This window comes from Klebsiella sp. 2019SCSN059 (genome assembly GCF_021739525.1).
Lineage (GTDB): Bacteria > Pseudomonadota > Gammaproteobacteria > Enterobacterales > Enterobacteriaceae > Klebsiella > Klebsiella quasipneumoniae.
In genome coordinates, this window is the sequence record NZ_JAKKOM010000028.1 from 53,444 (window position 1) to 74,856 (window position 21,413).

The window sequence follows — 21,413 nt, forward strand, 5'->3', positions numbered from 1 at the left end:
AGCAGCGCCAAAACAACCCCCTTGTTCTCCAGATACGCTCGTACTTTTTGTTTACAGAAGGGTCGGGGCTGCTGTTTGAAGATTAACTCTAAAAAAACGACGAGTGACCATGTCAAAATTCCCCAGGCATTATCAAATAGCAGTAGCGGCATATTGGAATAGTTATTGTTGTGCAAATATCAACCACCAGCTAATGAGACTGAGCAGCCTGTATACATTTTCCCTGATTGTGATACTTCAGAGTGTAGCGATCGGTATGGAGTCCCACTGGGTCGTGTAAGCCGGAGAGAGCATGTCTCTCTTCATTGTCCACGCCGGTGCGATGCCTCGACCTGCAAACCATACTTTGCCTTTGCCTGAATTATTGATCGTATCCAGTACGTTCATGAGTGCATCGCTGTTCGCATAAGGCTTCCCTTCATCAAACAGCGAGAGCTGAGTCACGCCAGCAGGTTTGAAATCGTTCAGCATGACGCCTGCCTTGGCGTAGTTATGTCCCTCTTTCCAGATCTTATCCAGAGCACGCCCAGCAGCTGCAATAAGGTCTCGTGTATCACGTGATGGGATGCTGAGTCGCTCGCTTGCAATTTTGCTGTAATACGGTTCATTTTTGGAAAAAGGAGAGGTTTTAATGAAAACAGACAGGTGGCCGCAGTACTGACGTTCCTGCCGCAGCTTTTCCGCAGCACGTTCAGCATACTGGCAAATTGCCTGCCGCATGGATTCATACGTTGTAATGCGCTGTCCAAAGCTCCTGCTGCATATGATCTGTTGTTTTGGCGGAGGGGCATCCTCCAGATTAATACAACTTTCCCCATTGAGTTCTCGTACGGTACGCTCAAGGACTACAGTGAAGTTTCTTCGTATGAATGCAGGGTTTGCCCTAGCCAGTTCCAGCGCAGTGGTTATGCCCATTGCATGTAGCTTACTCGTGGTTCGCCCACCAACCCCCCACACCTCCTCTACCGGCATCAGAGAAAGCATCTTATCGATCCGATTACGCTGGCCTGCAGTCAGCGCGAGTACCCCTCCGAACTGGGGCCAGGTCTTGCTTGAATACTGGCAGGCTTTCGCAAGGGTTTTGGTCGGCGCCAGCCCCACACCAATAGTCAGTCCAGTACAGCGGAAAACATGATCGCGCAGCTGATGTCCGTATTCCTCGAACGTCATGCAGTTATCAATACCACCAGCCAAAATAAAGGATTCATCGATGCTGTATTCTTCCACCTTAGAAGATAATTCTTCCAGACAGAAATGCACCCTGGCGCTCATGCTGGCGTAGAGCTCGTAGTTACTGGAGAAGGCCATAACCGGCTCCGGGAACTTCTGTTCCCGCAATTTGAACCAGGGCAATCCCATAGGGATGCCCAATTTTTTGGCTTATATGTTATTTGGAATTGACTATCCTTAGGTTGTGCTTTCTGACTCGGAAGGAAAGTGTATGCGTGCATCGTTGCTGGCATCTTTACCTTACATGATGGCTGAGCCTACAGCTTTTCGCTGGTTATGCTTACAGGAAAGTTTGCTGAAGGCGCCAAATACGGTTGAAGCTTATGCCCGTGGGATCGATGATTGGCTGCGTTTTTGTCGCCAGAATGATGTGAGCCCTACAGAAGCCAGCCGGGAGATCCTGGCTTTGTATGTTCGTCATCTTAATATCTCCCGCAATCTGGCGGCTGCCAGCCTTCGTCATCGACTCACTATCGTTCGATTATATTGTGACTACCTGCGAGAAGAAGGATTAATAGTACTGAACCCCGTAATGAGAGGCAGCTGGCATCCTGGCGGAGGTGGGCGCAGGGGGTTCATTCAGGCACAGCGACGCCTGCCATGGATACCGAGTGACCGTGACTGGGAAAACTTACTTATCGCGGCCCGCCAGACCACAATACGTAATCGTTTTAGGGGTCTGAGGTCCAACCATGCGAAAAACCACGTTAAGAAAGCAACCTTCTGAAAAGGCGACGTTTATCAGTTTTTTTTCCGGCCATAAAGGGGGCGGAAATTATTCCCTGCACGGGTATTCGCAAGGATTTCGGTAGTGCTCTGGCTCTGCCCCCCATAACCTGGCGGACAGAGCATGATTGGGAAAGCGGTACCCTCACGGCAGAAACGATTGACGCAGGCTATATTTCTATTATTCTGGAAATATAGATAAAGGAGGTATTATGGATTTAAACACTGCTGCAAACGCACTTCGAGAACTGGGCCACCCGACACGTCTCAGCATATACCGGGAGCTGGTCAGGGCGGGTCATGAAGGCCTGCCGGTTGGCGAACTGCAGAAGCACCTTGAGATTCCTGCCTCCACGCTCAGCCATCATCTTTCAGCGCTGATATCCGCTGGACTCATAAGCCAGGAACGGCAGAGTCGTACCCTGTTCTGCAGGCCCTGCTATGCGCAGCTTGAGCAATTGATGGCCTTTCTGACAGAAGAATGCTGCGCAGGCGGCAGCTGCAGTCTGTCACCCGCAAAGACTCCCGAAGAGACCCCATTGTGAACAACCTGACTGATGCCCTGAAAAATATCGATCCGGCCCTCCTGGACGCGCCGCTGACGGAAGATAAGCTGAAGGCCAGAGAGATAACGCATCCGCCCCGCATCCTGATGCTCTACGGCTCGCTGCGGGCGCGCTCTTACAGCCGGCTGACAACGGAAGAAGGTGCCCGGCTGCTGACGGCCATGGGCGCGGAGGTGAAAATTTTCAACCCGTCCGGCCTGCCACTGCCCGATGATGCGCCGGAGACGCACCCGAAAGTGGCTGAGCTGCGGGAGCTGGTTCTCTGGTCGGAAGGCATGGTCTGGTGCTCTCCGGAGCGTCACGGGGCCATGACCGGCATCATGAAGGCCCAGATTGACTGGATACCGCTGACGTCAGGCGCGGTCCGCCCGTCACAGGGAAAAACCCTGGCCGTCATGCAGGTCAGCGGCGGCTCACAGTCGTTCAACGCTGTAAATCAGATGCGTATTCTTGGACGCTGGATGCGGATGATCACCATCCCGAATCAGTCATCCGTGGCAAAAGCCTGGGCCGAGTTTGATGAGGATGGCCGCATGAAGCCTTCTTCGTATTATGACCGCATAGTGGACGTCATGGAGGAACTGATGAAGTTCACCCTGCTGACGCGCGGTCGCAGTGATTATCTCACCGACCGCTACAGCGAAAGGAAAGAGAGTGCCGCGCAGCTTTCTGAGCGGGTCAACCAGCGCAGCATATAAAAAAGCCGGCAGATGCCGGCTTTTTCCACACTGTTATGCCCGCAGCCTGGTAAAAAATCAGTGGCTGACGCGGTTCCCGTGCTCATCAATGACGGCTTCGCCGTCCTCTTTGGTAAACGCGCCCTGCTGCGGGTCCGGCAGTATGTCCAGAACCACTTCGGAGGGACGGCACAGCTTCGTGCCGAGCGGTGTCACTACCACCGGGCGATTAATGAGGATCGGATGAGCCAGCATGGCATCGAGCAGTTCGTCATTGCTGAAGCGGTCTTCTGCCAGGCCGAGCTGTTCGTACGGTTCGGTATTTTTGCGCAGCAGGTCGCGCACGCCGATGCCCATATCCGCAATCAGCTTCTTCAGCTCATCGCGTGACGGCGGCGTTTCCAGATACAGAATAACCGTGGGTTCGGCGCCGCTGTTACGGATAAGCGCCAGGGTATTGCGGGATGTCCCGCAGGCCGGGTTGTGGTAAATGGTAATGTCAGTCATAAGCGGTACTCCGTAAAGGGGCTGCACGGGCGCAGCCCCGGGGTTAAAGTTAAACAGACAGGCGCAGGGCCAGCGCGGCCAGCGTGACAAAAAGCACCGGCAGGGTCATCACGATGCCCACGCGGAAGTAATAGGGGTCAGTTTGGATATCGAAAATTATTGTACGTTAGGCTCATTTTTTGACCATCAATGATGAGCCAATATCTGGCGAAATTTAACAGAACCGCCTATGCCCCAAATCCCGTATCGGTAGATATCATTTTTGTAGTAACTTTCCTTCCGACAGTATCACAGCCAAAAATAATATAAATATATGATTTATATCGTAAATAAAGGTAGTTATGTTTATTCTTAGTTATACTATAGTGGAGTATGCATTGACGATAATTATATACTCCACTATAGTATATAAAATCAAAAATGGTGAGGTAAATAATGCCCAGTACTCCTGAAGAGAAAAAAAAGGTCCTTACCCGTGTTCGCCGCATTCGGGGTCAGATTGATGCTCTGGAAAGAGCGCTGGAAAATGGTGCTGAATGCCGTTCCATTCTTCAGCAGATAGCTGCCGTTCGCGGAGCAGCTAACGGTCTTATGGCAGAGGTGCTCGAGAGCCACATACGGGAAACCTTTGACCAGAATGACAGCTACAGCCATGAAATCAGTAAATCCGTTGACGATACGATTGAACTGGTTCGCGCCTATCTTAAATAGCTAAGCCATCACATTGAGGATAATTTACATATGAAATCACGTGCTGCCGTTGCATTTGCACCAGGGAAGCCCCTGGAGATTGTTGAAATTGATGTTGCACCACCTAAAAAAGGCGAGGTGCTGATTAAAAATACCCACACCGGTGTCTGCCACACCGATGCCTTTACCCTCTCCGGGAACGATCCTGAGGGCGTTTTCCCGGTGGTTCTCGGCCACGAAGGGGCCGGTGTCGTCGTGGAGGTCGGTGAAGGCGTGACCAGCGTGAAGCCGGGAGACCATGTGATTCCGCTTTACACCGCCGAATGCGGGGAGTGTGAATTCTGTCAGTCCGGGAAAACGAACCTCTGTGTATCGGTTCGCGAAACTCAGGGAAAAGGACTGATGCCTGACGGAACCACCCGCTTTTCTTACAATGGCCAGCCTCTTTACCACTACATGGGATGCTCCACCTTCAGTGAGTATACGGTAGTGGCCGAGGTTTCTCTGGCAAAAATTAACCCGGAGGCAAACCATGAACACGTCTGCCTGCTGGGCTGTGGCGTGACTACCGGGATTGGCGCTGTTCACAACACAGCGAAAGTACAGCCTGGAGATTCTGTCGCTATTTTTGGTCTTGGCGCAATCGGTCTGGCTGCCGTTCAGGGGGCTCGCCAGGCAAAAGCAGGACGCATTATCGCTATCGACACCAACCCGGCCAAATTCGAACTTGCCCGTCAGTTCGGTGCAACCGACTGCATCAACCCGAACGACCATGACAAACCGATTAAAGATGTGCTGCTTGAAATCAACAAATGGGGCATTGACCACACTTTTGAATGTATCGGTAACGTCAACGTTATGCGTGCGGCGCTGGAAAGTGCTCACCGTGGCTGGGGCCAGTCCATTGTCATCGGCGTGGCCGGCGCCGGGCAGGAGATATCCACCCGTCCATTCCAGCTCGTTACCGGGCGCGTATGGAAAGGTTCTGCTTTCGGCGGAGTGAAAGGCCGTACGCAGCTTCCGGCCATGGTAGAAGATGCCATGAAGGGTGAAATTGAACTGGAGCCATTTGTTACCCACACGATGACGCTGGATGAAATCAATGAGGCCTTCGATCTTATGCATGAAGGTAAATCAATCCGTACGGTAATCCGTTACTGATAGCGTCTTAACTGAGTCAAACCAACTGAAGGAAATGGATCATGGCAACACCTGTAATTTCTGGTAATGACGTTTTTTCCCACGTCTTCATCGGTGCATCCGATGTTGAAAAATCCGCTGATTTTTACGATGCTGTCCTCGGTACGCTTGGCATCAATAACCTCGGCCCGTTTGGCAATGGCTGGGTACTTTATGGTCGCGAAAAGCCAGCCTTTATTATTGCACATCCGGGCAACGGTGAAGCGCCATCGGCCAACGGCGTTACTGTCGGCTTTGCAGCTGCAAGTCCGGAAGAAGTTGATGCTTTCCACGCCGCGGGCCTTGCCGCCGGAGGGAAAGATGAAGGTCAGCCTGGCCCGCGCAGCCATCTCCCTGGAGCCTATGCAGCCTACCTGCGAGACCCTGCGGGTAACAAAATCACGGCTTATACGTTCATCTGACGTCCGGCTATAAAGAGACTTCCCCTGACTCCCTGTCAGGGGAAATAACCATGAGACAGAGGCTGATGGAACTCATCGAGCAGCATGCCAGCGCTGGCGGCTGGCAAAACGTATACCGCCATAATTCACAAACACTTAATTGTGGGATGAATTTCGGTGTTTATCTTCCCCCCAAAGCAGCAACAGAAAAACTGCCGGTCCTGTACTGGCTCTCGGGTCTGACCTGTACGGAGCAGAATTTCATCACCAAATCGGGTATGCAGCATTATGCCGCCAGGAACAACATCATCGTCGTTGTTCCTGATACCAGTCCCCGTGGAGAGCATGTCGCAGATGCTGACAGCTACGATCTGGGCCAGGGTGCCGGATTTTATCTGAACGCGACGGAACATCCGTGGAACACGCATTACAGGATGTATGACTATATTCTCCATGAGCTTCCGGATGTTGTCATGGAGCATTTACCTGTAACATCAAGGAAATCAATATCCGGTCACTCCATGGGGGGGCTGGGAGCGCTGGTTCTGTCGCTGCGAAATCCTGATGAATATGTGAGTGTATCGGCATTTTCACCAATAGTGTCACCTTCTCAGGTGCCATGGGGACAACAGGCATTCACCGCGTACCTGGGTGAAAATAAAAAAACGTGGGAGCACTACGATCCCGTCAGTCTCATTTTACAGGGTGCGAAATTACCAGAAATTTTTATTGACCAGGGATTAAGTGACGCCTTTTATGAAGATCAGTTACGCACTAAAAGTCTTGAAAGAGTGTGCAACGAGATGAACATCAACACATCATTCCGATATCATACTGGTTACGACCACAGCTATTATTTCATTTCCAGCTTTATTGGTGAGCACATTGCTTACCATGCCAACAGGCTCAGGCTGTCAGCATGAGTTGATTTCCAGCCTCAGAAAATGTGCTTAATTTTCAGGCCTGAACAGGGCCTGAATCCTGCAGACCTGAGATGTGCTGTAACCGGTGGCTTCAGCAGTTTCTCTTATGCTCAGTTTCTTGACCTGTCGGTAATACAGAACTTTCTTATGTCGTTCCTGATCGGCCTGTTTGCCCCGGTATTTTCCCAGCGTATGTGCCCGTTCAATTCCCTGCTTCTGCCGATGGCGGCGGCTCAGCCAGTCCTTATGCGACATCGAGGCCATCAGGTCGATAAGCATATTATTGATGGCGGTTATCACGGCGCGGGTGATTGGGTCAGCCTGCGAAGGATCTTTATCTGACAGCGCCTGCCATGAGGTGGGTACATCGAGGCTGACAATCCGCAGCTCGTGTTGCTCGATTTGCTTTTTCAGCGTCATCCAGTCGCTGTTGCTCAGACGGGTCAGACGGTCTATCTGCTCGACCAGTAAAATATCATTGCGGTGACTGTCCATCAGTAAGCGCCCCAGTTCCGGGCGGTCAAGTTTTGTACCGCTGATGTTCTCCCGGTAGTAACTGGCTATTTTATGTCCCCGCTCCTGAACAAACTGCTCCAGCATCTCTTTTGCCCGATCGGCGAACTGATCTTCCGTCGATGCCCTTAAATAAGCTCTGATGAACATTTTTCCACCACGTTATCGCATTTAAGTTATTGCATTTAATCTATCGCATATAGGTTATGTCATTCATCGTGTGCCGTCACGTTTTGAATATGGCGTCAGGGTGTACCCTTATGCGATAAGCATTTCTGTTAAAAATACCGCATCGGATAATTTACGAGGGAAACTATATGGCAAGGAGGCAGATTCTTTCTCTGTCGGAAAGAGAATCATTACTGGCATTACCGGACGAAGAGTTAACGCTGACCCGGATGGCGTATTTCAGTGAACATGATCTGGCACTTATCAGTGCCCACCGTAAACCTGCCAGCCGTTTTGGTTTTGCCGTCCTTCTTTGCTATCTGAAAAATGTCGGCTTTACCCCGGATAAAAAAATCCCTCCCTCTGATGCGCTGCTGAAGCATATCGCCAGCAGGCTAAAACTTACCGGGGATCTCTGGCCAGCTTACCTTTCCGGCAGGGAAACCACGCGACGCGAACATTTAACCGAACTGTACCGCTATCTTGGCTTAAAAGCGTTCACCGGCAAAATACAGCAGGACTGTATTACACACCTGCTGCCGATGGCGACGCGCACCGATAAAGGTATTCTCCTGGCCGAAGAACTACTGGTCTGGCTCCGGCAGAACAACGTGATAATCCCCTCGATTGATGTCGTGGAGCGTTCCTGTGCTGAGGCCATGGCAGGCGGCGATAAAATCGTGTTTCAGACCCTGAATGCTCCGTTAACTCCGGCTCACAGGGATGCTCTGGATTGTTTACTTGAGTCATCGGATAATCAGTCTTCCAGGCTGACATGGCTTCTGCAACCTCCGGGTAAAATCAATGGTAAGAACGTGCTGCAACACCTTGATCGGCTCAGTAGCATTGAATCGCTGGCATTACCGGAAGGTATAGATCGTACCATTCACCAGAACCGGTTGCTGAAACTGGCGCGGGAAGGCCGAAAGATGAGCAGCCGGGATTTGACCCGATTTTCAGCAGCCCGGCGTCATGCGATCCTGGTGTGCGTGCTGGAAGAAGCCAGAGCCACACTGACAGACGAAGTGATTGAGTTGCATGAGCGAATGCTGAACAGCCTTTTCAGCAAAGCCAAAAGAACACAGGCTGAGCGCCTTCAGCAGACCGGAAAGCTGATCCAGTCAAAACTGAGGCAGTACATCAATGTCGGTCAGGCGCTGTCTGATGCCCGTGATTCCGGGGGAGATCCATGGCTCGCAATAGAAAACATACTCCCATGGCCTGAATTTGTCGCCAGTCTGGAGGAAACACGCCATCTCGCCAGAAAAAATAATTTTGACCCGCTGCATATTATTACCGAGAAATACAGCACATTACGGAAATATGCCCCGCGCATGTTGTCAGCTTTACAGTTAATCGCAACTCCGGCAGCGCAACCTCTGGCTGATGCGCTGGTTGTGATCAAGGATATGTACCGGAAGCAGTCACGTAAAGTTCCGGCCACCGCGCCGCTTGAGTTTGTCCCAGAAAGTTGGCGCAAGGTGGTAATTACACCTGCGGGTATTGACCGGCAGTACTATGAATTTTGTGCGCTCAGCGAGCTTAAGGGGGCGTTGCGTTCCGGGGACATCTGGGTTAAAGGCTCACGCCGCTACAAAAATTTTGATGATTACCTCATTCCCGAAAAGGACTTTGACAAACTCACACCGGCGCTGCCACTTCCCGTATCTGCTGATTATCATGAGTACATTACCAGCCGTATGACCCTGCTTCAGTCCAGGCTTGAAGAGGTCAATGCCATGGCTGCCCTTGGTGAACTGCCCGATGTGGAAATATCTTACAGGGGCGTAAAAGTCTCTCCGCTGGATAACAGCGTTCCGGTGCAGGTTTCACCGCTGGCAGAGCTGGTTTACAGCATGCTACCGCGCCCTAAAATCACGGAAATTCTCGATGAGGTAAACAGCTGGACGACGTTTACCCGACATTTTTCGCATATAAAAACTGACATTACCCGTCCCGATATCCGCCTGCTTCTCACCACCATTCTTGCGGATGGCATCAATCTTGGCCTGACCAAAATGGCGGAAGCCTGCCCCGGTAGCACCAAATCATCACTCGAAGATATTCAGGCATGGTACATCCGCGACGAAACCTATTCAGCAGCCCTTGCAGAGCTGGTAAACGCGCAGGGGAAAAGGCCGCTGGCGGCATTCTGGGGAGACGGGACAACATCATCATCAGATGGACAGAATTTCAGAACAGGCAGATCAGGCCGCTACGCAGGGCAGGTTAACCCGAAATACGGGCAGGAGCCCGGACGTCAGTTTTATACCCATATTTCGGATCAATACAGCCCGTTTTACACCTGCATAATCAGTCGGGTCAGAGATTCAACCCATGTGCTCGATGGCTTGCTGTACCACGAAAGCGACCTGGAAATCAGGGAGCATTACACCGATACAGCGGGTTTCACCGATCATGTCTTTGCCCTGATGCATCTGCTGGGATTTGCGTTCTGTCCGCGAATCAGGGATCTCCACGACAAGAAGCTATTTATCAAAGGGAAAGCAGGCCAGTACCCGGCGCTTCAGTCACTGATATCAACAACCAGCCTGAATCTGAAAGAGATCGAAATTCACTGGCGTGAAGTGCTGCGTCTGGCAACCTCGATAAAGCAGGGAACCGTGACGGCATCCCTGATGCTGAAAAAGCTTGCCAGCTACCCCAAGCAAAACGGGCTGGCCAAAGCACTGAGAGAAATTGGCCGTATTGAACGAACTCTGTTTATGCTCGACTGGTTCCGCGATCCTGCACTGCGTCGGCGGGTACAGGCGGGGCTGAATAAAGGTGAAGCCCGTAACGCGCTGGCGCGAGCGGTATTTATGCACCGGCTGGGAGAAATCAGGGACCGAAAACCGGAAAATCAGAGCTATCGCGCCAGTGGACTGACGCTCCTGACAGCTGCCATATCCCTGTGGAATACCGTCTATATGGAAAGAGCTGTCGATGCTCTGAAGCGTAAGGGAGTGAAGATCAACGAGCAACTGCTGTCGCATTTGTCCCCGCTAGGCTGGGAACACATCAATCTGACAGGCGATTATATATGGAAAAGCAACCGGATACCGTCAGCCGGTAAGTTTCGTCGGCTGAGGCCAGCTAAATTAGGCAGGTCAAAAAATAACCTTAACGAATGGAAGGGACTTCCCCTGGATATGCGCCTGATTAACTCTTGTGCAATCATGGGGTAAACATAGCCCCGGAGGGATTCGTTATGACCATCACGACTGTCGGTATCGATCTTGCTAAAAATGTGTTCGCTGTTCACTGCGTTGACCAACACGGTAAAACTGTTCTGGTTAAACCCAAAGTATCGCGTGCTGCCCTTCCTGAGCTGATTGCCAGTTTACCTCCCTGTGTTATCGGGATGGAGGCATGCTCCGGGGCTCACTACTGGGCAAGGTTGTTTCGGCAATATGGTCATGAACCACGGCTGATGGCTGCTAAATTTGTATCTCCTTACCGCATGGCCGGTAAATCAGGCAAAAATGATGCAGCTGATGCTCAGGCTATCTGTGAAGCAGTTCGTCGCCCGCATATGCGGTTTGTACCAGTGAAGGATGAGAGCCAGCAGGCGATGCAATGCCTACACCGTATCAGACAGGGTTTTATCGAAGAGAAAACAGCAACATATAACCGATTGAGAGGTTTGATATCGGAATTCGGTGTCATCGCCCCACAAAGTACAGATGCCCTGCGTCACATGGTTTCTGAGCAGAAGAGTTCTTTGCCACTTCAGGTTCAACAATGTGTTAATGACCTGCTGGAACACATTGATCGTATTGAAGATAATATTACTGAATATGACCGGATTTTGTCCCGCATGGCAAAAACAGATCACCGCAGCCAGCGATTGATGGAACTGAAAGGGATTGGTCCCACAACGGCCTGTGCGCTGGTCGCCAGTATCGGTAATGCACACGATTTTAAAAATGGGCGACAACTGGCAGCCTGGCTGGGACTAACGCCATCGCAGTACAGCAGTGGTGGGAAATCAAAGCTTGGCAGGATAACTAAAGCTGGCGATTCGTATCTGCGAACGCTACTGGTTCAGGGGGCTCGTTCGGTTCTGATTGGTGCCGAGAAAAGGACTGATTTATTCAGTCGTTGGGTCTGTTCACTGGTCGATCGCAGAGGATACTGGCGTGCCGTTGTAGCCATCGCCGCCAAAAACGCAAGGCTGTGCTGGGCATCATTGCATTACGGTGATGATTTCAGGCTGTACTCAGCCAGCTAAAGCACGAAACAAAATAACCATCTGACCTGCAATTCGTTGATGATAAAGGGTTAGACCCCGTGAGGCCTATCTGGCTATTGTACAGGATATACGTATCCGCTTAACGAACAAGAACCTCACGCGCGTCTTTCATCAGGGTCCGAATCGATGACGATTCATCATGGCCGTTTATAGTACCGCAGTCTCTCCCCTTTATTTTTACTGAAGAGCAGACAGAAACCATAAACACCGGCGTTGACACGCCGGGGAAGCCCTTATAGTACAATAATTTTCGATATCCAAACTGACCCCTAATAGCCCCAGCTGATGGTGATGTTTTTCTGTGCCAGCACGTGCAGCCACAGCAGGGTTGCGAGGCTGCCGATAGGGGTTATTTTCGGGCCGAGGTCACAGCCGATGACGTTGGCGTAAATCATCGCCTGCTTCACCACGCCCTGTGCGCTACTACCGTCAATCGACAACGCGCCAACCAGCACGGTGGGCATGTTGTTCATGACGGACGAGAGTGCCGCCGTCAGGAAGCCGGTGCCGAGCGTTGCGCCCCATACGCCGTGCTCTGCAAACCGGTTCAGGGCGGCGGAAAGGTAATCAGTCAGTCCGGCGTTACGCAGTCCGTATACCACCAGATACATGCCCAGCGAAAAGATAACGATCTGCCAGGGCGCGCCTTTCAGCACCCTGCCGGCGTCAATCACGTGTCCTTTGCGGGCAACCAGCCAGAGAATAAACGCCGCCACCGCCGCCACCAGGCTGACCGGCACGCCGAGCGGCTCCAGAGCAAAAAAGCCAACCAGCAGAAGAACCAAAACCACCCAGCCAGCCTTAAAGGTTCGTGCATCCCGGATGGCTTCCCGCGGTGCCTTCAGCTTCGCCAGGTCATAGGTGACCGGGATGTCCCTGCGGAAAAAGAGATGAAGCATCACCAGCGTGGCCGCAATGGAGGCAATGTTCACCGGCACCATGACGGATGCGTACTCGCTGAAGCCCAGCGTAAAGAAGTCAGCCGTTACGATGTTCACCAGGTTCGATACGATGAGCGGCAGGCTGGAGGTGTCAGCGATAAAGCCCGCTGCCATCACAAACGCCAGCGTGGAGCCGGGAGTGAATCCCAGCGCCAGCAGCATGGCAATAACGATCGGCGTCAGAATTAGCGCGGCTCCGTCATTGGCAAACAGCGCCGCCACTGCGGCACCCAGCAGAACGATATACGTGAACAGCAGCCGGCCCCTGCCGCCTCCCCAGCGGGAAACGTGCAGCGCGGCCCACTCAAAAAAGCCGGACTCATCGAGCAGCAGGCTGATAATGATGACCGCAATGAACGTGCCCGTGGCGTTCCAGACAATCTGCCAGACCACCGGAATATCACCGATGTGCACCACGCCGGTCAGCAGCGCCAGCGCCGCACCGATGACGGCACTCCAGCCAATGCTCAGCCCCTTCGGCTGCCAGATGACCAGTACCAGCGTCAGGATGAAAATCGCACCTGCCAGAAACATACCCGCTCCTATTGAATACAAATGCCTGTTAAACCGGACTGATAAATTTTCGATGCGTAATATATTCGATAATCCAGATATATACCGGTAAATTTTTAAATGCAGACAGGCTTGCCGTTGGTGGTGGCGTTATCGCGTTCAGCCTGCCGGCTGAGCTGGCGGATATCATCCCGCTGGCAGAGATAAGCCTGTTCGATAACCGCCGCTGCCCACGCCGGCATATGAGGCGACAGACGATAGTGGATCCATTTTCCGTCCCGCCGGTCGGTAAGCAGCCCGTTTTCTCTCAGCAGAGCCAGATGCCGTGAGATTTTGGGCTGAGTTTCTTTCAGCACGGACGTAAGTTCACAGACGCAGAGCTCCCCTTTTTCGCGTAGCAGCAGCACGAGGCTGAGTCGGGTTTCGTCGGAAAGGCTTTTAAAAAGCTGCAGGGGGGACACGGGTGGCATGGTGACTCCTTATTGTGACTGACCTGAGTGTACCTGTGAAACTTTCTCCGTCAAATTTATATTCACTTAATCATATGTATGTGCGAACGCCGGACGAGCCTGAGCATGCAGAAGGACTTTCCGTCCGGATGCGCCTGACCGGCATTCCATGAACAGCGTTTTTGCCCTGCGCGTTGACCCCGTTAACAATTCGTGTAGAGTAAAAAGCGCTTTTTGCCGTGGTTCATCTGCCCGGCGGGCATTTGTGGCCGGTACTGAACGTCTGTTCATCCGGTCTTTCTGATTACCCGCGCTGCTCTGTCAGCCGTGAAGGAGTGATAAACACCACCATGCGTCTTACGCCACCCTGAGTCGTACCCCTCCTCTGTCGCACTGAATAAACTTCGGCGCGCACTCAAAAACATCCCGTCTGCGGATGTGCTTTTTCGTACGTAAAATTTTTGCCCTCACGGGCTGACCGTAATCAAAAACTGAGAAATGACTATGCTGCTGTCCTCGACGCGTAAGGACTGGCTGGGTAACGTCCGTGGTGACGTCCTTGCCGGTATTGTGGTCGCGCTCGCGCTTATTCCCGAAGCGATCGCCTTTTCCATCATCGCCGGAGTCGACCCGCAGGTCGGGCTCTACTCTGCGTTCTGTATTCCCCTGGTTATGGCCTTCCTCGGCGGCCGTCCGGCAATGATATCGTCCGCCACCGGTGCGATGGCGCTGCTGCTGATCACGCTTGTAAAAGACCACGGCCTGCAGTATCTGCTGGCGGCCTCGGCGCTGACCGGCGTACTGCAGCTGGCGGCCGGCTACCTGAAGCTGGGCAGCCTGATGCGCTACGTCTCCCGCTCGGTGGTCACCGGTTTCGTGAACGCGCTGGCCATCCTGATATTTATGGCGCAGCTGCCGGAGCTGACCAACGTCACCTGGCACGTTTATGCCCTGACCGCTGCGGGCCTGGGCATCATTTATCTCTTCCCGTATCTGAACAAAACCATTCCCTCGCCGCTGGTCTGCATCATCGTGCTGACCGCCATTTCCATGTGGCTGCACCTGGACGTGCGCACCGTGGGTGACATGGGCAAACTGCCGGACAGCCTGCCGGTGTTTCTGATCCCGGATATCCCGCTTAACCTCGACACGCTGATGATTATTCTGCCGTACTCGGCAGGACTTGCCGTGGTGGGGCTGCTGGAGTCGATGATGACCGCCACCATCGTGGACGACATGACCGACACGCCGAGCGATAAAAACCGCGAGTGCAAGGCGCAGGGCGTGGCCAACATCTGCACCTCCTTTATCGGCGGCATGGCGGGCTGCGCGATGATTGGCCAGTCGGTGATCAACGTCAAATCGGGCGGGCGCGGGCGGCTTTCCACGCTCACCGCCGGCGTGGTGCTGCTGCTGATGGTGGTGTTCCTGCGCGACTGGGTGTCCCGGATACCCATGGCGGCTCTGGTGGCGGTGATGATCATGGTCTCCATCGGCACCTTCTCCTGGCGCTCCATCAGCAACCTGCGCAGCCATCCGCTGTCAACCAGCGTGGTGATGCTGGCCACCGTGGTGGTGGTGGTGGCGACCGATAACCTGGCGTTTGGCGTGCTCACCGGCGTGCTGATTGCCTCGCTGAACTTCGCCACCAAGGTCGCCCGCTTTATGGCGGTCTCCTCTGAGCTGAAGGACGACACCCGCACCTATACCGTAGCCGGCCAGGTATTCTTTGCCTCATCCGATCGCTTTATGAGCCACTTCGACTTCCGTGAAGCGGTGGAGCGCGTGGTGATTGACGTAACGCACGCCCACTTCTGGGATATCACCTCCGTGAGCGCGCTGGACCGGGTGGTTATCAAGTTCCGTCGCGAAGGCACGGAAGTGGAGATCAAGGGTATGAATGACGCGACCCGCACCCTCGTTGACCGCTTCGGAGTGCATGACAAGCCTGAAGAAGTGGAAAAGCTGATGGGTGGCCATTAATTTACTGGAGAAAGCATCATGAATAACACCGTTATTGCCTGCGTTGACGGCTCGCCGTCAACCCGGCCGGTCTGTGAGTATGCTGCCTGGGCAGCCGGTAAACTTGGCGCGCCGCTGGCGCTGCTGCACGTGCTCGAAAAGAGTGAGACTCCCGCCGTGTCTGACCTGACCGGGAGCATTGGTATTGACAGCCGGGAGCAGCTGACCGAAGCGCTGGTCCGCGTCGAGGGTGAGCGCAGCCGGCTGCTGATGGCGCAGGGCAAGGCCGTGCTGGCCGGCTGTGCGGAGCTCCTGAAGCAGACCGGACAGCCGGACGCACAGCTGCTGCAAAAGCACGGCGCACTGGACGAAATCCTGGCGGAGCTGGGCGAAGTCCGGCTGATGGTGCTGGGGCGCCGCGGGACGCAGAATCAGGTAGGCAGCCATCTGGAAAGCGTCATTCGCCTGCAGAAAAACCCGGTGCTGATTGTGCCGGAGACGTTTACGCCGCCGGCGCGGGTGATGTTTGCGTACGACGGCAGCAGTGAGAGCCGTAAAAACCTGACGCGCCTGACGGTCAGCCCGCTGCTGCACGGCCTGAGCTGTCATATCGTGATGGTCAACGGTGACATGTCAGCCCTGCAGGATGCGCAGGCTGTTCTTCAGGAAGCCGGTATCACGACCGAGACACGCCTGCTGGAAGACGAGTCCGTAACCGGGGCGCTGTGCCGCTACGCGGACGCCCATGATATCGACCTCACGGTAATGGGGGCCTGCGGGCACTCCCGGTTACGGCGATTCTTTATTGGCAGCCACACCACGGAAATGCTGTCTGAAAGCCGTCAGCCCCTGCTGATGCTGCGATGAAACAGGCGGGCCTGATATCAGGCCCGCCTTCACAGGGGAAAGAGGATGACGGGTATGAAGGTAAAGGCGCGTTATTGCGGCGCATCCGTCCTGATACCGGTGGCCAGCAGGCTGGCGCCAAGAATGTAGACCAGGCAGAACAGGGCCTGAAGATGCAGGGTGACATGGTTATCTATCAGCACGCCCATGATTACCGGGGATGCCCCGCTGGCAATCACCGTCCCTGCCTCAACCGCCGAGCGCACCCTGGCCAGCTGCGCCGGACCAAACAGCTGTACCCAGAGCGCGGTGGCAAGCGTTGAGGCAATGGCCGACGATACGCCGGTCATAATCAGGTAAAAAGGCGTCACCCACTGACCGTTGCTGAGCCATAGCGCCAGCATGGCCAGGGCCTGTGGCATCAGAAACCACGGCAGCAGCCTGCGTGGTGAGAGCCGGTCAATCAGCGGGCCAAACGACAGCAGCGATACCGCCTGGGTAATGGCATAGGCAATAAACCATACCGCCACCCACGACAGCTCCCAGCCTTTCTCCTGTGCCAGCCTCGCCTGGTGGAAGAAGAAGCCGGTGGTGATAAAGGGGGAGGCCAGCACGACAGGCAGCGCCAGCAGCAGGTTGCGGTTTCGCCATACCGGCGCCTCTTTTTCTTTCTCCTCACCCCGCTTTCTGAACGTACGCAGCGGCTTCTCTTTCCCGCGGGGCAAAAACATCAGCGCGACCCCCACGCCGGCAACAAGCATTCCGGCATTGATGCCCCAGGCAGCGCGCCATCCCGTCAGCGCGCTTATCTGCACCGCAATCACAGGAAAAACGGCCTGCGCCAGCGAGAGCCCCAGCGCGATGGCGCCGAGCGCCTTGCCTGCATCAAGGGGGAACTGGCGCGCCGTTGCGGTCAGCGCAGTATGCACCATCAGTCCCTGGCCGCCGAGGCGCAGAAAGTAAAACCCGATGCACAGCATCCACGCCGCCTGTGCGCCGGAAACCAGCAGGCAGGCCGTGAGCAGCAAAAGGGTGACCGCCAGCGTGAAGCGGCGGGTCGTGGTGTAGTCAATCAGCCGTCCGGCCCAGGTCAGCGTGATGGCGCTCATCACCGTTCCGATTGCGTACAGGCCGCCCAGTCCGCCGTCGGTGAGCCCAAAGGCCTCACGAAAATCCTGCCCGTAAAGTGAGACAAAATAGGTCTGTCCAAAGCTGGACATGGCCATCAGCATCGCACCGAACGTAAGGTGAGAGGCGTGATGAAACATAAACCGAAAAAGCTGACGCATGAATATCCCTGAAGGCGGGCTGCAGCCCGCCGATTAATCACGACGTGTCCGTACCGGCTGCTGCGGACACGGCGCCTGCGTCCCTGAAGCAGGTACACGCGGGTTCACCGTGAAAGGTGGCAGTCCCGTAACGGATATGAGAGAACGGTACCCGGCGCGGACTGGCTGTCGCGGCAGGCTCTCTGATAAAGGACGGGCGAAGAGAAACTCAGGGTGGCGTAATGTGCATGACTCACAGTCAGATATAAAATGCTGCCGAAACGATAATTTTTAATGCTCTTCAGGTCAAGCCTGAAAACGGGCTCCTCATGCCCGCCGCAGGGGGAGTCGCACAAAAACAGTGGATAGCCGCTTGATTAACGCCCGTGACCGGGCCAGAATTGCGGCGAGGTGATGGCGTTCCACCTTACCCAACCGCTTCCCCTGAGAAGCTGATGACGCCTGATATTACTCCCCTTTAACCGGGAGTATGTCAGGCCGCCCCGTATCATCAGCCTGCATACTCCCTCTGACACAGAGGTAAACCCCGTGAAATCTTATCTGGCCATTATCATTGGTGGATCCGCTGGCTGCCTGATCCGCTGGCTGCTTGGCGCACGCCTGAACAGCCTGTTTCCTGACCTGCCACCGGGCACGCTGGTAGTGAACCTTGCGGGCGGATTTATCATTGGTGCGTCGCTGGCCTGGTTCATGCGCCATCCTGACCTGGATCCGGCCTGGCGATTACTTGTTATCACCGGGCTGTGCGGTGGGCTGACCACGTTTTCCACGTTTTCCCTGGAAATATTCTCACAGCTGCAGTCCGGTAATTATTTCTGGGCGTTTACTTCACTGCTGGTACACGTAACCGGCTCCATTCTGATGACTGCCCTGGGTTTTTTTGTCGTCACATGGCTGCTGTGAGCGTGTGGCTGATGACGGATAAAAATGCCCCTGCCTGCGGCAGCTTTACAGGGCTTTACCTCTTCCGCCTGAAGCGGGCCGGACGTTATGATAAAATTAACGTCACGCTAATTCGTTAATTTATCAGCAATTAATTATCGTATTTTTTATATCTTCAGCGTAGCTCAGCCGGCTTATCCTCTGATAACCAGCGGTTGTATATCAGGGGAAGGCCTGTTTTTTTTGAATAAAGGGAGGGAGTGTGTCAGAAATCCCAGACAGAAATAAAAAGAGGATGTCAGAAGTGCCATCTGCATTTTTCAGCTCGCCCGCAGCCGGCGGCATCGTGCTCATCATCGCCTCAGCAGCCGCTATCATCGTGGCTAACTCTCCGCTCAGGGAGGGATATGAGGTATTCCTGAAATACAACGCCGCCGGCCTCTCCGTTGAGCACTGGATAAACGACGCCCTGATGGCCGTGTTCTTCATGATGGTCGGCCTGGAAATCAAGCGCGAGCTTCTCACCGGTCAGCTTGCCACCTGGGGCCAGCGCGCGCTGCCGGGATTTGCCGCGCTGGGCGGGATGGCCGTGCCTGCGGCCATTTACGTATGGTTTAATGCGGGCAGCGATGAAACCCTCGCTGGCTGGGCAATTCCTGCCGCCACGGACATTGCCTTTGCGCTCGGGGTACTGGCACTGCTGGGCAGTCGCGTACCTGCCTCGCTGAAAATTTTCCTGTCGGCGCTGGCTATTCTGGACGACATGGGCGCAGTGGCTATTATTGCGCTCTTCTATACCAGTAATATTTCGTTTCTGATGCTGGCCGGTGCGGCGGTCACGGTTGCTCTGCTGTTTATCATGAACCGTGCCGGGATTACCCGGCTGTTTCCCTATCTGCTGGCGGGGGGCGTGCTGTGGTTTTTCATGCTTCAGTCCGGGGTGCACGCCACCATCGCGGGTATCCTGCTGGCGCTCTTTATCCCGCTGCGGGTAACCGATCCGGATAAACAATCCCCTCTTGCCCGGCTGGAGCACGGCATCAATCCGTGGGTGACGTTTCTGATACTGCCGCTGTTTGGCTTCGCAAATGCGGGGGTCGCGCTCTCCGGTATGACGGCTGATGACCTGATGTCGCCGGTACCGGTCGGCGTTGCGCTGGGCCTGTTTGTTGGCAAGCAGGCGGGCATTTTCGGCCTGTCGCTGCTGGCCGTCAGCCTGGGCCTGGCAAAACGGCCTGAAAAAAGTACCTGGCTGCAGGTTTACGGCGTATCGGTCCTGTGCGGAATAGGGTTTACCATGAGCCTGTTTATCGGCAACCTGGCGTTTGCAGAAAGCCCCCTGTTGGTGGACGAGGTCAAGGTGGGGGTACTTGCCGGCTCTGTACTGGCAGCACTGGCGGGTATGCTGATACTGCGCTTTTCTCCTTCGCATCCTTCCCGGTAACGCATTCGGGTCCGGAAAATCCCCGTGATGACGGGGATTTTTATTTCCCTGCAAACTTATTAATCAACAGGGCCACCTTCATTACCGTCGGCATTTATTCAGGTGCTTATCATCACACTGGTGCCCGCATTTATAGTTTGCCGAAAAAATTCGCACCGTTAATCATGCAGGTACAAACAAAAAGCAGTCTTTTTGTCAATCATGGCAACTTTTCCTGGCCGCCCCCGGTTATGTCGGTTCTCTCGCCTGTTATTAATGTAGCGGGTAATGTCCCATTTCAAAAAGGGGAAAGGGAGAGGCATGCTGATGTCTAAAATCAGAATGCCCCCGGAGTTCTGTTTATGGATGAGAACCTACAGCTGCTTGTGTCCTGCCAGAATTTTCAGGCCAATGATACCCGCCAGAATCAGTCCGAAACAGGCAATGCGTAACAGGCCCTTATCTTCATTTAAGTAAATTATTCCGTACGCTGCTGTCCCTAAAGCACCAATCCCGACCCAGACCGCATAAGCGGTTCCTACAGGAATAGTCCGTGTTGCCAGGGACAAAAAGTACATGCTCACACCGATAAATGTCAGGCAAAAAATACTGGGGTAGATCCGGGTAAATCCCTCAGTCCGGAGCATTGACGCGGCATAAAAGACTTCGGCTATGCCGGCAATCACCAGATACATCCATCCATTCATAAAACTCCTTTAACGGCTCATCAAAACCAGCAATATTGTGGGCAATGTTAACTCTGTTTTTAAGCAGGGGATCATCAGCATCAACCGCGAAACCCTTTCCGGCACAGGAAAAAATCGCTGCCTGCGTCGGGTTAACTGCCTGGGCCCAGTTTTTTTAACCTGAAATAGGTGGCCCTGGATATGCCGGTTTTCTCCATCACCAGTTTAATGGGCGTTTCGTGCCGGATAAGCTCCAGTGCGGCGGCCGATTTGTGATGAGGTTTCCGTCCAAACCTGACGCCTGCCGCCATGGCGATGACCCGGCCTTCGTTTGTGCGCTCCAGGATCCGCTCCCGCTCAGCTTCAGCAACGGCAGCAAGGATCTGAATGACCATTTTACCCATCGTGCCTTCAGTACTCAGTCCATTCTCCAGAAACCGGATGGCTATTCCCTTTTTATAGCAGGCATCAACAATGTGGATCATATCCGCTGGCACTGTTGCAAATAGTCGGTGGTGATAAACTTATCATCCCCTTTTGCTGATGGAGCTGCACATGAACCCATTCAAAGGCCGGCATTTTCAGCG

18 protein-coding genes, 3 pseudogenes and 1 riboswitch are annotated in these 21,413 nt (G+C 54.0%); of the genes and pseudogenes, 13 read left to right on the forward strand and 8 right to left on the reverse strand.

Going from position 1 to position 21,413, the window contains the following annotated elements; all coding sequences use genetic code 11:
- Positions 1-237: 237 nt before the first annotated feature.
- Positions 238-1,380 (reverse strand): annotated as a pseudogene (umuC, locus tag L2I46_RS22555) (translesion error-prone DNA polymerase V subunit UmuC); the annotation flags it as partial.
- A 61-nt stretch (positions 1,381-1,441) separates the two neighbouring features.
- Here umuC and L2I46_RS22560 point away from each other — a divergent pair.
- The 3 genes from L2I46_RS22560 to arsH all read left to right on the forward strand — a co-directional run bounded on the left by L2I46_RS22560 (position 1,442) and on the right by arsH (position 3,220).
- On the forward strand, positions 1,442-1,957 hold the full coding sequence (locus tag L2I46_RS22560) for a phage integrase N-terminal SAM-like domain-containing protein (protein WP_224050183.1): 516 nt from the start codon (positions 1,442-1,444) through the stop codon (positions 1,955-1,957).
- Between the two features lie 211 nt (positions 1,958-2,168).
- Positions 2,169-2,501 (forward strand): ArsR/SmtB family transcription factor, encoded by a 333-nt coding sequence (locus L2I46_RS22565; RefSeq protein WP_001549890.1) that lies wholly within the window; start codon positions 2,169-2,171, stop codon positions 2,499-2,501.
- 5 nt (positions 2,502-2,506) lie between these two features.
- The gene (gene arsH, locus L2I46_RS22570; protein WP_025801347.1) at positions 2,507-3,220 is read left to right on the forward strand and encodes an arsenical resistance protein ArsH; all 714 of its coding nucleotides are present in this window, start codon (positions 2,507-2,509) and stop codon (positions 3,218-3,220) included.
- A 57-nt stretch (positions 3,221-3,277) separates the two neighbouring features.
- Here the strand turns inward: arsH and arsC are convergent, their stop codons facing one another.
- Positions 3,278-3,706, reverse strand: coding sequence for a glutaredoxin-dependent arsenate reductase (gene arsC, locus L2I46_RS22575; protein ID WP_001549888.1), 429 nt, complete (start codon positions 3,704-3,706; stop codon positions 3,278-3,280).
- A 435-nt stretch (positions 3,707-4,141) separates the two neighbouring features.
- Here arsC and frmR point away from each other — a divergent pair, with 435 nt between their 5' ends.
- The 4 genes from frmR (at position 4,142) to fghA (ending at position 6,899) form a co-directional block, all read left to right on the forward strand.
- Positions 4,142-4,417, forward strand: a complete 276-nt coding sequence (gene frmR / locus L2I46_RS22580; RefSeq protein ID WP_001141270.1) for a formaldehyde-responsive transcriptional repressor FrmR — start codon at positions 4,142-4,144, stop codon at positions 4,415-4,417.
- 30 nt (positions 4,418-4,447) lie between these two features.
- Positions 4,448-5,557, forward strand: a complete 1,110-nt coding sequence (gene frmA, locus L2I46_RS22585) for an S-(hydroxymethyl)glutathione dehydrogenase (protein WP_000842086.1) — start codon at positions 4,448-4,450, stop codon at positions 5,555-5,557.
- A 41-nt stretch (positions 5,558-5,598) separates the two neighbouring features.
- Positions 5,599-5,997 (forward strand): VOC family protein, encoded by a 399-nt coding sequence (locus L2I46_RS22590; RefSeq protein ID WP_000235177.1) that lies wholly within the window; start codon positions 5,599-5,601, stop codon positions 5,995-5,997.
- Between the two features lie 65 nt (positions 5,998-6,062).
- Positions 6,063-6,899, forward strand: a complete 837-nt coding sequence (fghA, locus tag L2I46_RS22595; RefSeq protein ID WP_009652884.1) for an S-formylglutathione hydrolase — start codon at positions 6,063-6,065, stop codon at positions 6,897-6,899.
- 27 nt (positions 6,900-6,926) lie between these two features.
- Here fghA and L2I46_RS22600 read toward each other — a convergent pair whose 3' ends face one another.
- Complete coding sequence (locus tag L2I46_RS22600; protein ID WP_000470624.1) at positions 6,927-7,562, reverse strand: recombinase family protein; 636 nt, start codon at positions 7,560-7,562, stop codon at positions 6,927-6,929.
- Between the two features lie 167 nt (positions 7,563-7,729).
- On the opposite strand from L2I46_RS22600, the gene L2I46_RS22605 reads away from it, so the two are divergent.
- Together L2I46_RS22605 and L2I46_RS22610 are read left to right on the forward strand one after the other, a co-directional pair.
- The gene (locus L2I46_RS22605; RefSeq protein ID WP_015062840.1) at positions 7,730-10,768 is read left to right on the forward strand and encodes a Tn3 family transposase; all 3,039 of its coding nucleotides are present in this window, start codon (positions 7,730-7,732) and stop codon (positions 10,766-10,768) included.
- Positions 10,769-10,791: 23 nt separating this feature from the next.
- Positions 10,792-11,814, forward strand: a complete 1,023-nt coding sequence (locus L2I46_RS22610; protein WP_001572362.1) for an IS110 family transposase — start codon at positions 10,792-10,794, stop codon at positions 11,812-11,814.
- A gap of 293 nt (positions 11,815-12,107) precedes the next feature.
- Here the strand turns inward: L2I46_RS22610 and L2I46_RS22615 are convergent.
- Both L2I46_RS22615 and L2I46_RS22620 read right to left on the reverse strand, forming a co-directional pair.
- Positions 12,108-13,310 (reverse strand): annotated as a pseudogene (locus L2I46_RS22615) (arsenic transporter); the annotation flags it as partial.
- Positions 13,311-13,405: 95 nt separating this feature from the next.
- Positions 13,406-13,759 (reverse strand): metalloregulator ArsR/SmtB family transcription factor, encoded by a 354-nt coding sequence (locus tag L2I46_RS22620; RefSeq protein WP_001549886.1) that lies wholly within the window; start codon positions 13,757-13,759, stop codon positions 13,406-13,408.
- A 483-nt stretch (positions 13,760-14,242) separates the two neighbouring features.
- Here L2I46_RS22620 and L2I46_RS22625 point away from each other — a divergent pair, with 483 nt between their 5' ends.
- Both L2I46_RS22625 and L2I46_RS22630 read left to right on the forward strand, forming a co-directional pair.
- Positions 14,243-15,721, forward strand: coding sequence for a SulP family inorganic anion transporter (locus tag L2I46_RS22625; protein ID WP_001549885.1), 1,479 nt, complete (start codon positions 14,243-14,245; stop codon positions 15,719-15,721).
- A gap of 18 nt (positions 15,722-15,739) precedes the next feature.
- Positions 15,740-16,567 (forward strand): universal stress protein, encoded by an 828-nt coding sequence (locus L2I46_RS22630; protein ID WP_004118529.1) that lies wholly within the window; start codon positions 15,740-15,742, stop codon positions 16,565-16,567.
- A 71-nt stretch (positions 16,568-16,638) separates the two neighbouring features.
- Here the strand turns inward: L2I46_RS22630 and L2I46_RS22635 are convergent, their stop codons facing one another.
- The gene (locus L2I46_RS22635) at positions 16,639-17,835 is read right to left on the reverse strand and encodes an MFS transporter (protein WP_001549953.1); all 1,197 of its coding nucleotides are present in this window, start codon (positions 17,833-17,835) and stop codon (positions 16,639-16,641) included.
- Positions 17,836-18,215: 380 nt separating this feature from the next.
- A riboswitch (Fluoride riboswitch) is annotated at positions 18,216-18,286 on the forward strand.
- Between the two features lie 77 nt (positions 18,287-18,363).
- On the opposite strand from L2I46_RS22635, the gene crcB reads away from it, so the two are divergent.
- Both crcB and nhaA read left to right on the forward strand, forming a co-directional pair.
- Entirely contained in the window at positions 18,364-18,738 is a 375-nt protein-coding gene (crcB, locus tag L2I46_RS22640; RefSeq protein ID WP_004118534.1) for a fluoride efflux transporter CrcB, read from the forward strand.
- Between the two features lie 274 nt (positions 18,739-19,012).
- Complete coding sequence (nhaA, locus tag L2I46_RS22645) at positions 19,013-20,161, forward strand: Na+/H+ antiporter NhaA (RefSeq protein WP_011977829.1); 1,149 nt, start codon at positions 19,013-19,015, stop codon at positions 20,159-20,161.
- 353 nt (positions 20,162-20,514) lie between these two features.
- On the opposite strand, the gene L2I46_RS22650 is transcribed toward nhaA, so the two are convergent.
- Positions 20,515-20,847 (reverse strand): DMT family transporter, encoded by a 333-nt coding sequence (locus L2I46_RS22650; RefSeq protein WP_004118538.1) that lies wholly within the window; start codon positions 20,845-20,847, stop codon positions 20,515-20,517.
- Positions 20,848-20,978: 131 nt separating this feature from the next.
- Positions 20,979-21,317, reverse strand: a pseudogene (locus L2I46_RS22655) (recombinase family protein); the annotation flags it as partial.
- Positions 21,318-21,413 lie beyond the last annotated feature (96 nt).

Bases quoted from the DNA above. Each gene is read 5' to 3' on its own strand.
- L2I46_RS22650 (WP_004118538.1), bottom strand. From the start codon at position 20,847: ATGAATGGATGGATGTATCTGGTGATTGCCGGCATAGCCGAAGTCTTT.
- frmA (WP_000842086.1), top strand. From the start codon at position 4,448: ATGAAATCACGTGCTGCCGTTGCATTTGCACCAGGGAAGCCCCTGGAG.
- L2I46_RS22605 (WP_015062840.1), top strand. From the start codon at position 7,730: ATGGCAAGGAGGCAGATTCTTTCTCTGTCGGAAAGAGAATCATTACTG.
- L2I46_RS22620 (WP_001549886.1), bottom strand. From the start codon at position 13,759: ATGCCACCCGTGTCCCCCCTGCAGCTTTTTAAAAGCCTTTCCGACGAA.
- arsC (WP_001549888.1), bottom strand. From the start codon at position 3,706: ATGACTGACATTACCATTTACCACAACCCGGCCTGCGGGACATCCCGC.
- L2I46_RS22600 (WP_000470624.1), bottom strand. From the start codon at position 7,562: ATGTTCATCAGAGCTTATTTAAGGGCATCGACGGAAGATCAGTTCGCC.
- L2I46_RS22610 (WP_001572362.1), top strand. From the start codon at position 10,792: ATGACCATCACGACTGTCGGTATCGATCTTGCTAAAAATGTGTTCGCT.
- L2I46_RS22560 (WP_224050183.1), top strand. From the start codon at position 1,442: ATGCGTGCATCGTTGCTGGCATCTTTACCTTACATGATGGCTGAGCCT.
- L2I46_RS22630 (WP_004118529.1), top strand. From the start codon at position 15,740: ATGAATAACACCGTTATTGCCTGCGTTGACGGCTCGCCGTCAACCCGG.
- frmR (WP_001141270.1), top strand. From the start codon at position 4,142: ATGCCCAGTACTCCTGAAGAGAAAAAAAAGGTCCTTACCCGTGTTCGC.
- L2I46_RS22565 (WP_001549890.1), top strand. From the start codon at position 2,169: ATGGATTTAAACACTGCTGCAAACGCACTTCGAGAACTGGGCCACCCG.
- fghA (WP_009652884.1), top strand. From the start codon at position 6,063: ATGGAACTCATCGAGCAGCATGCCAGCGCTGGCGGCTGGCAAAACGTA.
- L2I46_RS22635 (WP_001549953.1), bottom strand. From the start codon at position 17,835: ATGCGTCAGCTTTTTCGGTTTATGTTTCATCACGCCTCTCACCTTACG.
- L2I46_RS22590 (WP_000235177.1), top strand. From the start codon at position 5,599: ATGGCAACACCTGTAATTTCTGGTAATGACGTTTTTTCCCACGTCTTC.
- L2I46_RS22625 (WP_001549885.1), top strand. From the start codon at position 14,243: ATGCTGCTGTCCTCGACGCGTAAGGACTGGCTGGGTAACGTCCGTGGT.
- nhaA (WP_011977829.1), top strand. From the start codon at position 19,013: ATGTCAGAAGTGCCATCTGCATTTTTCAGCTCGCCCGCAGCCGGCGGC.